Annotated in this window: 8 protein-coding genes and 3 pseudogenes; 8 read left to right on the top strand and 3 right to left on the bottom strand. The window is 58.4% G+C overall.

Features of this window, described 5'->3' with window-relative positions; all coding sequences use genetic code 11:
- Positions 1-36 precede the first annotated feature (36 nt).
- The 3 genes and pseudogenes from RGV59_RS31140 to RGV59_RS31130 all read right to left on the bottom strand — a co-directional run bounded on the left by RGV59_RS31140 (position 37) and on the right by RGV59_RS31130 (position 4,722).
- Complete coding sequence (locus RGV59_RS31140) at positions 37-1,071, bottom strand: IS110-like element IS1492 family transposase (RefSeq protein WP_043095457.1); 1,035 nt, start codon at positions 1,069-1,071, stop codon at positions 37-39.
- Between the two features lie 107 nt (positions 1,072-1,178).
- Positions 1,179-4,146, bottom strand: a pseudogene (locus tag RGV59_RS31135) (Tn3 family transposase).
- 3 nt (positions 4,147-4,149) lie between these two features.
- A complete protein-coding gene (locus tag RGV59_RS31130) occupies positions 4,150-4,722 on the bottom strand; it encodes a recombinase family protein (protein WP_011078028.1) in 573 nt (190 codons plus the stop codon).
- Between the two features lie 225 nt (positions 4,723-4,947).
- Here RGV59_RS31130 and RGV59_RS31925 point away from each other — a divergent pair.
- From RGV59_RS31925 to RGV59_RS31095, 8 genes and pseudogenes are all read left to right on the top strand, one after another.
- Positions 4,948-5,745, top strand: a pseudogene (locus tag RGV59_RS31925) (Tar ligand binding domain-containing protein); the annotation flags it as partial.
- Complete coding sequence (locus RGV59_RS31920; RefSeq protein ID WP_370737524.1) at positions 5,743-6,606, top strand: methyl-accepting chemotaxis protein; 864 nt, start codon at positions 5,743-5,745, stop codon at positions 6,604-6,606. The pseudogene RGV59_RS31925 and the gene RGV59_RS31920, both read left to right, overlap by 3 nt.
- 167 nt (positions 6,607-6,773) lie before the next feature.
- Positions 6,774-8,024, top strand: a pseudogene (locus tag RGV59_RS31120) (IS256 family transposase).
- Positions 8,025-8,175: 151 nt separating this feature from the next.
- Positions 8,176-9,210, top strand: a complete 1,035-nt coding sequence (locus RGV59_RS31115; protein ID WP_004575900.1) for an IS110-like element IS1492 family transposase — start codon at positions 8,176-8,178, stop codon at positions 9,208-9,210.
- 762 nt (positions 9,211-9,972) lie between these two features.
- The gene (locus RGV59_RS31110; protein ID WP_233102398.1) at positions 9,973-10,269 is read left to right on the top strand and encodes a hypothetical protein; all 297 of its coding nucleotides are present in this window, start codon (positions 9,973-9,975) and stop codon (positions 10,267-10,269) included.
- Between the two features lie 422 nt (positions 10,270-10,691).
- Entirely contained in the window at positions 10,692-11,141 is a 450-nt protein-coding gene (locus tag RGV59_RS31105) for an antitoxin Xre/MbcA/ParS toxin-binding domain-containing protein (protein ID WP_011078033.1), read from the top strand.
- A complete protein-coding gene (locus RGV59_RS31100) occupies positions 11,138-11,575 on the top strand; it encodes an RES family NAD+ phosphorylase (protein ID WP_011078034.1) in 438 nt (145 codons plus the stop codon). The genes RGV59_RS31105 and RGV59_RS31100 overlap by 4 nt, the downstream gene beginning before the upstream one ends.
- 352 nt (positions 11,576-11,927) lie before the next feature.
- Positions 11,928-12,287 carry a hypothetical protein gene (locus tag RGV59_RS31095; RefSeq protein WP_016502323.1) on the top strand — a complete coding sequence of 120 codons (360 nt, stop codon included), beginning with the start codon at positions 11,928-11,930 and terminating at the stop codon, positions 12,285-12,287.
- Positions 12,288-12,367: the final 80 nt, after the last annotated feature.

The raw sequence follows: 12,367 nt of genomic DNA, 5'->3' as shown, positions 1-12,367 counted from the left end.
TGACGCCTTAAAAGTTGAGCAATAGGAAGCCAGGGCCTACGCACCAGTTGGTTCTACCTGCTCAAGCTTGAACGTGTCGCCGTAATGCAGGACGGCCCAGGCCATCCTTGCATTCTTGGCGGCAATCGCGACGGCCGCACGCCAGTAACCGCGACGTTCAATCAGATTGCGGATCCAGCGACTGAATGTATCTTGTTTATCGCCCAGGTTGGCCATTACAGATCGAGCCCCGAGCACCAGTAGACTCCGTAAATAGGCATCCCCGGCTTTGGTGATACTCCCCAAACGCTGCTTTCCACCGCTACTGTACTGACCTGGCGTCAGTCCGAGCCATGCAGCCACTTGGCGACCATTTCTGAAGTCGTGCCCATCCCCAATACTGGCAACCAAGGCACTCGCCGTGGTCGAGCCAACCCCGCGCAATTGCAGCAACCTACGGCTACGATCATCTTCACGAGCAATCTGGCTGATTGCTCGATCAAGCTCTACCAAGCGGTCCTCGATATGGCTGGTGTGCTCTAACAGTTCACTCATGCACCGTTTTGCCCAGCCAGGCAAGCTGTCCAGATAAGGGCCAATCTCTCTTCTCAATCGCTCTGGGCTTTGCGGCAGGACCACCCCAAATTCAGAAAGTAATCCCCGCAGTCGGTTGTAAGTAGCTGTGCGCTCTTCGATAAATCCCTGCCGAGTGCGATGAAGGCAAAGAGTCGCCTGTTGATGCTCGTCCTTGACGGGTACGAACCGCATGCTGGGTCGGGTCACTGCCTCACAGATTGCAGCAGCATCTGCTGCATCATTCTTACCGCGCTTACCTGACATCCGATAAGGAGCAACGAGTTTAGGAGCCATCAACCTGACAGTATGTCCGTGCTGAACAAACACCCTCGCCCAGTGGTGCGCCCCTGAGCAAGCCTCCATACCAATCAAACACGGCGGTAACTGCGCGATCAATGGCACCAACTGATCACGCGCAACCTTCGGTTTCACCAATATGGCTTTGCCAGCCTCATTGACGCCGTGAACGGCGAACACCGTCTTGGCTAAATCGATTCCCACCGTGATAACTGACATTGGCTTCCCCTCCAGTAATTGATGCAGTTATGAAACTTCATCATGGCACCTTGATGCCGCCTCGCGACTTTCGCCGCGGACTTGGACGGGGAAGTCCCTTTCATTCGCTAAGGTTTTCCAGGCAACCGTAGCGGCCTGAACTTCCCGTCTTCCAGCCTGCGGCTCTGCCGCCAGCCGTAATCGCAGGTCAGGTTGATGTGCTCCCAGCCCAGCGGCGACAGGTATTGCAGCAGCTCGCCGTCCACCGGCTTGCCGGCTTCGACCAGTCCCTGGGTGGCGCGCTCCAGGTACACCGTGTTCCACAGCACGATGGCGGCCGTCACCAGGTTGAGGCCGCTGGCCCGGTAGCGCTGCTGCTCGAAGCTCCGATCCCTGATTTCCCCAAGGCGGTTGAAGAACACCGCCCTAGCCAGCAAGTTGCGAGCCTCACCTTTGTTCAGGCCGGCATGCACGCGGCGGCGCAGCTCAACACTTTGCAACCAGTCCAGGGTGAACAGCGTGCGTTCGATCCGGCCCAGTTCGCGCAGGGCGACGGCCAGGCCATTCTGGCGCGGATAGCTGCCGAGCTTGCGCAGCATCAGCGAGGCGGTGACGGTGCCCTGCTTGATCGAGCTGGCCAGGCGCAGGATGTCATCCCAATGGGCACGGACGTGCTTGATGTTCAGGGTGCCTCCTATCAGCGGGCGCAGCGCCGGGTAGGCATGCACGCCCTGCGGCACATACAGTTTGGTTTCGCCGAGGTCGCGGATGCGTGGTGCGAAGCGGAAGCCCAGCAGGTGCATTAGGGCGAAGACGTGATGGGTGAAGCCGGCCGTGTCGGTGTAGTGCTCCTCGATCCGCAAGTCGGACTCGTGGTACAGCAGGCCATCGAGCACGTAGGTGGAATCGCGCACGCCGACATTCACCACGCGGGTGCTGAATGGCGCGTACTGGTCGGAGATGTGGGTGTAGAACAGCCGGCCCGGCTCGCTGCCGTACTTCGGGTTGACGTGCCGGGTGCTTTCGCCCCGGCCGCCCGCCCGGAAGCGCTGGCCATCGGACGAAGAGGTCGTGCCGTCGCCCCAGTGAGCGGCGAAGGTATGACGGAACTGGTGGTTGACCAGCTCGGCCAGGGCCGCCCAGTAGGTTTCGTCTCGGATGTGCCAGGCTTGCAGCCAGGACAGCTTGGCGTAGGTCAGGCCGGGGCTCGACTCGGCCATCTTGGTCAGCCCGAGGTTGATTGCATCACCGAGGATCGCGGACAGCAGCAACGTCCGGTCTTTGGCCTCGGCCCCGTCCTTCAAGTGGGTAAAGTGGCGGCTGAAGCCCGTCCAGTCGTCAACGTCCATCAGCAGTTCGGTGATCTTGATGCGCGGCAGTAACTGGCTGGTCTGGTCGATCAGCGCCTGCGCACGATCTGGCACCGCTGAATCCAGCGGGGTGATCTTCAGCCCGGACTCGGTGAGGATGGCCTCGGGCATCTCGTTGTCCTTGGCCAGGCGGATGACGGTGGCCAACTGCTCGTCCAGCAGCGGCAATCGCTCTTCCAGATACTGGTCGCTGTTGGGATTGATCGTCAGGGGCAGGGCCTGTTCCCGCTTGAGCGTGGCGAACTTCTCTGCCGGCAGCAGGAAGTCGTCGAAGTCACGGAACTGCCGCGAGCCCTTGACCCAGATGTCGCCGGAGCGCAGGGCGTTCTTCAGCTCGGAAAGCGCGCAGATTTCATAGAAGCGCCGGTCGTTGCCTTCCAGGGTGATCACCAGCGGCTTCCAGCGGGGCTTGATGAAGGCCGTTGGTGCATCGGCCGCCACCTTGCGCAGGCTGTCGGCGTTCATCTCGCGCAGGGTCTGCACGGCTGCCAGCACGCCTTGCGCGGCCGGCGCAGCGCGCAGTTCCAGCACCTCCAGCAAGGCCGGCGTGTAACGGCGCAGAGTGGCGAAGTTCTCGCCGACCAGGTGCAGATGGTCAAAGCCTTCCGGCCGGGCAAGCAGCTCGGCCTCGCTGACGCTCTCGGTGAACTCGTCCCAAGGTATCACCGCTTCGATGGCTGCATAGGGGTCGCTGCCGCTTTCCTTGGCCTCCAGCAGCGCCTGGCCGATCTTCGAATACAGGCGCACCTTGTCGTTGATCGCCTTGCCCTGTTTCTGGAACTGCTGCTGATGCTTGTGCTTCGCGCTGCTGAACAGCTTGACCAGGATACGGTCGTGCAGATCGACCAACTCATCAATCACAGTCGCGGTGCTCTCCAGCACCACCGCGGCCAGGGTCGCGTAGCGTCGCTGAGGCTCGAACTTGCCGAGGTCCTTGGGTGTCATCTGCCCACCCTCGCGGGCCAGCTTGAGCAGGCGGTTCTGATGGATGTGCCGGCCCAGGCCTTCGGGCAAGTCCACCAGCTGAAATGTCTTCAGCCGCTCGATGTGTTCAAGCATGTGCCGGGAGTTGGGTTTCAGCGGTGCCTGTCGCAGCCAGGTCAACCAGGTGATGCTGCTGCCGGCCTTGAGCGTCAACAGCTCGTCCAGCTTGGCCCGATGCGAGTCCGTAAGTGGATCGACCAGGGCGCGGTAGACCCGCCGATTGGCCCGCGCAATGGCCTCCGAGCAAGCCCGGTCGATCACGCTCAACGCCGGCAGGATGCGTCGCCTCTGCCGCAGGCTCTCCAGCGCCTGACCGGCCAGCAGCAAGCCCTTGTCGGTCTGCTGGGCCAGTTCGGTCAGCTCGCGCACCAGGGCGCGGAAGTCGGACAGGCCGAACGGGGCCAGTTGCAGGTAGGTGCGCAGTTCCTGGGCGTGCTCGCGACGGGTCACGTCGCGCTCGCCGTACTTCTCCCAACTCGCCGGATCGGTCTGGACTTGCTTGGCCACCCACAGGATCACCGGCTCGGGCCGCTCGCTGTCGGTGCCCAACGCATAGCCGGGGAAGCGCAGCAGGCAGAGTTGCACCGCAAAGCCCAGACGGTTGGCGTCGCCAGCGCCGCTGGCGGATCAGCGACAGGTCGGAATCGTTGAAGGTGTAGTAGCGGATCAGGTCATCCTGGCTTTCCGGCAGCGCGAGCAGGGTGTCCCGCTCCGTGGCCGAGAGGATCAAGCGACGCGGCATGTATCAGTCGTCCGTGCGGAGGTACTGGTAGAGGGTTTCCCGGCTGATGTTGAATTCACGGGCGAGCTGCGCCTTGGGCTCGCCGGCCGTCGCTCGCTGCCGCAGGGTAGCAGCCTGCTCATCGGACAGGGCTTTCTTGCGGCCTCGGTACGCGCCGCGCTGCTTGGCCAAGGCGATGCCCTCGCGCTGCCGCTCACGGATCAAGGCGCGCTCGAACTCAGCGAAGGCCCCCATCACAGATAGCATCAGGTTGGCCATCGGGGAGTCCTCGCCCGTGAACACCAAGCCCTCCTTCAGGAACTCGATGCGCACGCCGCGCTGGGTCAGCTTCTGCACCAGGCGGCGCAGGTCATCGAGGTTGCGCGCCAGACGATCCATGCTATGCACCACCACGGTGTCGCCCTCACGGACGAAGCTCAGCAACGCCTCCAGTTGCGGGCGCTGATTATCCTTGCCCGAGGCCTTGTCGGTGAACAGCTTGCTCACCTGGGTCTGTTCCAGTTGGCGTTCCGGGTTCTGGTCGTAACTGCTGAATTTGTCAGGCTGAAATCTATGACTTTGGCAAGCAGAGGTCAAAAAATTAATGATGGACTCTATCTGACGGCGTAGCGCTGGGCTGCCTGACATCCGGTTAGGGTATAGCCCAACCTGACGGCCTTTAGGTCTTGTATTTGATTTGAGTACTAATATTTCCCCCGGCCATATGGCGAGAAGCCTTGAGGGGGAGCCTGACTCAAGATTTCAAATGAACCAGCCGATACAATGAAGGCACATTGAAATATCTAATAATGAGGTGACACGATGAGTGGTTGGCTAGCCCGTTTCTCAATAAAAACCCGTCTCATCGGCTTGCTCGTGCTTCTAGCATCTATGGCTGTCGGCTTGCCAATGGCTGGTCTTAATGGAATGCGCACCAGCAATGCAGTGATTGATCGGCTGTACAACAACATGTTGCTACCGATCGACAAGCTTGGCGACATCAATAACCACATGCACAACGCGCGTGCTCAGCTTTTGCTTGCCCTTCAGCATGAGCCCGGAAGTGCCTTCGAGAAGGCGCATGATCATCCATCGAGTATGCATTTCGATAGAGTGGATAAAAGCGTAAGCATCATCCGTGAGCGCCTTTCTGACTACCAGCGTATACCAATGAGCAAAGAACAGCAGCGCCTTAGCACTGAGCTGCAGAACAAATTGTCTGATTACTTGGATAATGGTGTTCTGCCGACGCTCAATGCGATGCGCCAAGGCGACTATGCGGGAGGGAACCAAATCCTGCTAACCCGCCTTGATCCTGCTTTTATGACTACCTATGCCAGCTTGCGCACTCTTATTGAGTCGGAGGCGTCGGCAGCTGAATTAAGCTTTCAAAACGCGGATAAGCAATTCGAGCGTCTTGTGGCGATGATAGGACTGGCGCTGGTAGTGGCTCTGTCTCTGGTCACAGTCACGGCTCTGGCCACTGTGCCAAGTATCACCAAAGGCGTTCGGGAGCTTCAAGTCGGCGGTCAGCAGCTCGCTGATGGCAATTTGGGCTATCGAGTTACCTATCAGGGGCGTGATGAGCTGGGCGAAATATCTAGCGCATTCAATGAAATGGCTTCGCGTTTTCACCACACCTTTCAAGAGTTGGCAGGTGCCGTGGAGCAACTGGCAGCTGCAGCTGAGCAGACGGCCCAGGCAAGTAGTCAAACCAGTGACGGTATCCGCCGCCAGCAGCTGGAGACAGACCTGATAGCTACTGCGATGAACGAAATGTCCGCTACTGTTCAGGACGTAGCGGGGAACGCTGCCAGTGCGGCACGGGCGGCACAGGAGGCCGATCAGCAGTCTGAAAGCGGCATGCGCGTGGTTCATCAAACAATCGCTTCTATTGACAGCCTCGCCAGTGAAGTTGAACACGCTGCCACTGTGATTCATGAGCTTGAGGCAGACAGTGCTGGTATTAGCTCTGTAGTGGATGTCATTCGAAGCATTACCGAACAAACCAACCTGCTTGCCCTTAACGCGGCTATTGAAGCTGCACATGCTGGTGAGCACGGACGAGGCTTTGCTGTTGTCGCGGATGAGGTGCGCTCGCTTGCTTCGCGCACGCAACAGTCAGCCAACGAAATTCAGGCCATGATTGAAAAGCTGCAGAGCGGCGCAAATCGTGCTGTTGCTGTCATGGAAAGCAGTTGCAGCAAAGCACAAGCTGGTAAGCAGCAGGTTGCCAGTGCAGGCCATATGCTGGAGCAAATCAGTAATGCTGTGGCGACCATTAATGACATGAATGCCATGATTGCTTCTGCAGCTGAGGAGCAAAGCTCTGTCGCGGAGGAGATCAGCCGTAACGTTACCAACGTAAGCCAGATTGCCGAAAAAACTAGCGAAGCCTCACGTCAGAATGTTGCCACCAGTACGCAATTGGCTTCTCTGGCAAGCCAACTTCAGCGTCTGATGCACATGTTCCGTCTTTAGGGAAACTCTGAAAAGCCCCAGCTTCGCGGAATTGATGCGCTGTAACCCGCTCGGCTGCTGGGCTCTTTTTCCCGAGAAAGGACTTCCTCAGGCCATCCTGAGGAGGGTGTTTTTAACTTTGTGTAAACGGTCATTTGGCAGGAGACTGCCAGCCTCAAGGAGTACCCATGACCGTAGTAAAACGCACCAAGCGAGCGAAGCCCGACCCTGAACTCGTTAAGCTCGCCGACAGCCTGCTGGTCAATTACAAGAAACCGGAAGATTTGATTGGCGAAAACGGCCTGCTCAAGCCAGCTCACCAAGATGCTGGTCGAGCGTGCGCTGGAAGCCGAGATGACCGAGCACCTGGGCATGGCAAGAGTGGATCGATCTTCAACGCCGGCGGTAATGCCCGTAACGGTCACAGCGACAAAACCCTCAAGGGCGATTTCGGCGAACTGCCGCTGGCCATCCCTCGTGACCGCCAGGCGCTGTTCGAGCCGCAGCTGGTGGCCAAGCAGCAAACCCGCTGGACGGGCTTCGACGACAAGATCATCTCGCTGTACGCCCGCGGCCTGAGCGTACGAGAGATCCAGGGGCACCTGGAGGAGATGTACGGCACCGAGGTCTCCCCAACCCTCATCTCGACCGTCACGGACGCGGTAAGCGACGAGGTGAAGCTCTGGCAGGGCCGTCCACTCGATCCGCTGTACCCGATCCTTTATCTGGACTGCATCCACGTCAAAGTGCGCGATGCCGGCGCGGTGCGGACCAAGGCGGTGTACCTGGCTATCGGGGTCAATATGGACGGGCACAAGGAAGTGCTGGGGCTGTGGATCGCCCAAACCGAGGGTGCCAAGTTCTGGTTGCAGGTAGTCACCGAGCTGAAGAACCGTGGCGTGCAGGACATTTTTATCGCCTGCGTGGACGGCCTCAAGGGCTTCCCCGAGGCGATCGAAACGGTCTATCCGAAAGCCTGCGTGCAGTTGTGTATCGTGCACATGGTGCGCAACAGCCTGAACTTCGTGTCCTGGAAAGCGCGCAAGGAAGTGGCCGCCGATCTGAAGCTGGTCTACACCTCGGCGACGGTCGAACTGGCCGAGCAACGGCTGACGGAGTTTGAAGAAAAGTGGGGTGGTCAGTACCAGTCAATCGGCCTGTCCTGGCGGCGTAACTGGGCACGGGTTATCCCGTTCTTCGACCATCCGGCCGAGATCCGCAAGGTGATCTACACCACCAACGCCATCGAATCGATCAACATGAGTTTGCGCAAGGTGATCAAGACCCGGGCCTCGTTCCCAACTGACGAGGCCGTGAGCAAGCTGTTTTATCTGGCGCTGAACAACATCAGCAAGAAGTGGACGATGCCGATACGGGACTGGAAAGCGGCTCTGAATCGCTTCAGTATCCAGTTCGAAGATCGATTGATGCAGGATTAATAGAAATCCCGTTTACACATAATCCGGGACACCCTCATCCTTAGCGAATGAAAGGGACTTCCCCGTCCAAGTCCGCGGCGAAAGTCGCGAGGCGGCATCAAGGTGCCATGATGAAGTTTCATAACTGCATCAATTACTGGAGGGGAAGCCAATGTCAGTTATCACGGTGGGAATCGATTTAGCCAAGACGGTGTTCGCCGTTCACGGCGTCAATGAGGCTGGCAAAGCCATATTGGTGAAACCGAAGGTTGCGCGTGATCAGTTGGTGCCATTGATCGCGCAGTTACCGCCGTGTTTGATTGGTATGGAGGCTTGCTCAGGGGCGCACCACTGGGCGAGGGTGTTTGTTCAGCACGGACATACTGTCAGGTTGATGGCTCCTAAACTCGTTGCTCCTTATCGGATGTCAGGTAAGCGCGGTAAGAATGATGCAGCAGATGCTGCTGCAATCTGTGAGGCAGTGACCCGACCCAGCATGCGGTTCGTACCCGTCAAGGACGAGCATCAACAGGCGACTCTTTGCCTTCATCGCACTCGGCAGGGATTTATCGAAGAGCGCACAGCTTCTTACAACCGACTGCGGGGATTACTTTCTGAATTTGGGGTGGTCCTGCCGCAAAGCCCAGAGCGATTGAGAAGAGAGATTGGCCCTTATCTGGACAGCTTGCCTGGCTGGGCAAAACGGTGCATGAGTGAACTGTTAGAGCACACCAGCCATATCGAGGACCGCTTGGTAGAGCTTGATAGAGCAATCAGCCAGATTGCTCGTGAAGATGATCGTAGCCGTAGATTGCTGCAATTGCGCGGGGTTGGCTCGACCACGGCGAGTGCCTTGGTTGCCAGTATTGGGGATGGGCACGACTTCAGAAATGGTCGCCAAGTGGCTGCATGGCTCGGACTGACGCCGGGTCAGTACAGTAGCGGTGGAAAGCAGCGTTTGGGGAGTATCACCAAAGCCGGGGATGCCTATTTACGGAGTCTACTGGTGCTCGGGGCTCGATCTGTAATGGCCAACCTGGGCGATAAACAAGATCCATTTAGTCGCTGGATCCGCAATCTGATTGAACGTCGCGGTTACTGGCGTGCGGCCGTCGCGATTGCCGCCAAGAATGCAAGGATGGCCTGGGCCGTCCTGCATTACGGCGACACGTTCAAGCTTGAGCAGGTAGAACCAACTGGTGCGTAGGCCCTGGCTTCCTATTGCTCAACTTTTAAGGCGTCACGGTGGAACCATGAGCAGATAAAAAGAAGATCAATGTGCACTGCCGTCGTTGATGTGAAGCGGGTTGGACCTACGTGGGGTATACCTGAAAATCGTATGGGGAATTCAGTCCCGGTTAGCGAACGAGGTCCTCACGTGCGTCTTTCATCAGGGTCCGAGCCATCAGCTCAATATGACCGTTTGTAGTACCGCAGTCCTTCACCTTCTTACGTCGATCCGGCACGCGCAGCAGTAGACAACTAAATCGCTATTGCGCTTGCGCTCAATGGGGAAGCCCTTGTAGTACGTTATTTTCCGGATTCTGCGGGCTCCCCGGTAAGGACTGCCCCCTGGAAGTGTTCGGCATGAGCACACCTGCCTACCTGGAACGGAAGGCCGTCAAAACGGCTTGGTACAATCGGGAGTACGGCGGGGCAGGGTGGTGGTCGTGGAATGCCGCGGCTGACCCGAAAGGAAAAAATATCCCTCCTTTCCCTGCCAAGTCCTGATCACAACGCATCGCTGAACAGGGATGTACTTGGGTTTCCGAGGCCTCGTGAGATGCTGAGGCCATCGCCAAATTGAACGAGGAAATCAGCCATGAGCAACGTTGAGAAGAAGGAACGCATACCATCCTGCATCGGGCAGAAGCCGCTAGAGGGGAGCTACTATGCCTCCGAGTGCACTCTCTGCGGGTGGGTCGGTAGTTCGGAAGCACTTACCGACGATTGCCAATGTACTCAGGAGGTGGGCGACCGCTACTGCCTGGGCGATACCGATGAAATTGGCACCGATCGCTTGCTCGAAATCGTCCAGGCCATGGCCCGGCGCCATGTTGAGTCGCAACAGGCTCACCAACGGCTCATTGAGCACACCAACGAAACCGAGAAGTACCTGGACGACGCGGCCGAGCTGCTGGGCGAAATCGTCCAGAGCGGCCAAGCCTACCGCGAGTGCACCGACAAGGGCAGTGCGACGGGCCTGCGGGTTGCTGCCGTGCTCGGCTACGTCGCTCAGTTTCAGCCTGAGGCGCATCAGCCGTGACAGCTGAGGGAAAGGGCATGTCCTGGGCAGATCGAGCAGCACCGATTGTTGGGGAGGTAATTCGCCGCATAGGGCGAAGCGACAAGCAGGCCCTCCGAAAGGCGCTGGCCGAGGCATACCCTTGGGGAGCACGAAAAAATACCCCCTACAAGGCGTGGCTCGCCGAGGTGCGCCGGCAGCTAGGCCACCCGCTGAACACGCCGAAAACAGATCCAGCGAACCAACAAGCAGACATGTTTGGCCAACGCAGCCAGTAGACCGACCCACCTAAGGCGCTCCTCGAGCATCATCCTGGATGGGTTGAAAGTGACCGCCACATCCCCACCGGCAGGCGACCGCCAGCCGGGCCACCCAAACGGTAAGCTTGCATCCTCCGGCGTTTCCCGCATACTAACCGGGAAACGCCGGATAGGAGAACCATCATGCTTGCTGAAGTCCTACGCGACCACGGGTATTCAGCTTACCGTGCGCGCTTACAAATACTGCTGGAGATCCCAGAGTCTGCCAGCGACTTCGAGATTCACACCAGAATCAGCCATGGCTTTTCCGCAGCGCGGTTAATGAGGCTCACTGAAGAGGGTGTGGTTACCCCGCTGGAGCGAGACCAGATTATCCCGCTGCGCACCCTGAAAAACCGGATCGAGCGCGATCAGCCCCTCACTGTCGAGGAAAGCGACCGGCTCTTCCGATCGGCGCACATCACCGCGATGGCCGAGGCTATCTTTGGGGACGCCGACAAGGCCAAGCGATGGCTCTCCAAGCCCAAGGAACGATTCTCTGGGTTGACGCCCATGCAACTGCTCACAACTCAGCAAGGCACAAGCCAGGTTGAAGAGATGCTGCTGCAAATCGCCGAAGGCTTCGCTCTGTGATTCTGTGGCGGATCAGCTCATATGCTGACTTGAGCGGGACAGGCGGCTTGCGCGTGAGCGGCCGTTGGCACCAGGCCGGCAGACCGGTCGTCTACACCGCGACCAGCCCGCCGGGAGCAATGCTCGAGGTGCTTGTTCATCTGGAAATTGATCCAGAGGATTTTCCCGCGACGATGCAGCTTCTCCGTATCGAAGTGCCTGACTCTGTATCACAAGCCCAGATGCCCACTTTGCCGGCTGGTTGGTCGGCAGAGACCGAGCTCACCAGAGGCATTGGTAACCAGTTCCTTGATGAGTGCAACGCACTGCTACTGCCAGTGCCCAGCGCTATCATACCGAGCACGGTGAACTACCTGTTCAACCCTCGGCACCCAGAAGCACAGAGCGCGACTATTCAGGTTGAGCTTTTCACCCCTGATTCGAGGTTGTTCTAGCAAGCGCCCCTGAACAGCAAAAAGCCCAGCAGAAGTGCTGGGCTTTTTGCTGTCTTGCCGCGATGAGCAAGTCACCGTCTTGACGATGCAGCCCTTGATTTCGAGGCCCGCGGCCTGCCTCGTCCGGGGTATGCAGGCTTCTTCCCTTCCAGGAAGAGCTGGCTCAGGGCACACCCACAGTCCGCTGACGCAAAACCAAAACTCATCTGTCCGCAAAACTCGCAGGTCGCAGCCAGTTGCTTGCGGGTGCTCGCGCGGCAGGGCATTGGTGGAAATGTCTCGTCTTCTCGCATGCTTGGGATTCTTGAAGTCTCCGGTAAAACCGATTTCGAACAAGTCAAAGGAGACAGCTATGCCAGACACCAACGATCCCCAGCAAGACGAGTCGCGATTGATCGACCGCATGATGACCGACCTGCTTTCCACGATGGATCAAGACGACTCAGACATGCGCTCGACGCTGATTGAGAACGGTGACGACATCCGGGCCCTGGCCGAAATCTGCCGGCAGACCGGCGTTTTCGAGCATAGCCACGCAAAGTTCGCCGAATTCAAGCAGCACCTGGAGGATTCAACACCTCCTGAAGAACGGCTCGTCAAATCGTGGGCGTGGCTGCTTGACCGGATTGTCCATTCGCCGACCACTCTGCACATGCGGGGAGCCGTTCGCCTATGCGTGCCACTGGTTGCGCTCTACCTACCCCCTGAATGACTTCAGGTCGAAACTCGCATAGCTAGGGAAATGAGGCGATTATTCGCGCCATTTTGAAGCGACTCGGGGAGGTTTGGGTT

The organism is Pseudomonas sp. FG1, from assembly GCF_034313875.1.
GTDB lineage: Bacteria > Pseudomonadota > Gammaproteobacteria > Pseudomonadales > Pseudomonadaceae > Aquipseudomonas > Aquipseudomonas veronii.
The sequence above is the reverse complement of the archived record's forward strand: the minus strand, read 5'-3'. Positions and strand labels throughout refer to the sequence as shown.

Bases quoted from the DNA above. Each gene is read 5' to 3' on its own strand.
- RGV59_RS31140 (WP_043095457.1), bottom strand. From the start codon at position 1,071: ATGTCAGTTATCACGGTGGGAATCGATTTAGCCAAGACGGTGTTCGCC.
- RGV59_RS31920 (WP_370737524.1), top strand. From the start codon at position 5,743: ATGGCTTCGCGTTTTCACCACACCTTTCAAGAGTTGGCAGGTGCCGTG.
- RGV59_RS31115 (WP_004575900.1), top strand. From the start codon at position 8,176: ATGTCAGTTATCACGGTGGGAATCGATTTAGCCAAGACGGTGTTCGCC.
- RGV59_RS31105 (WP_011078033.1), top strand. From the start codon at position 10,692: ATGCTTGCTGAAGTCCTACGCGACCACGGGTATTCAGCTTACCGTGCG.
- RGV59_RS31095 (WP_016502323.1), top strand. From the start codon at position 11,928: ATGCCAGACACCAACGATCCCCAGCAAGACGAGTCGCGATTGATCGAC.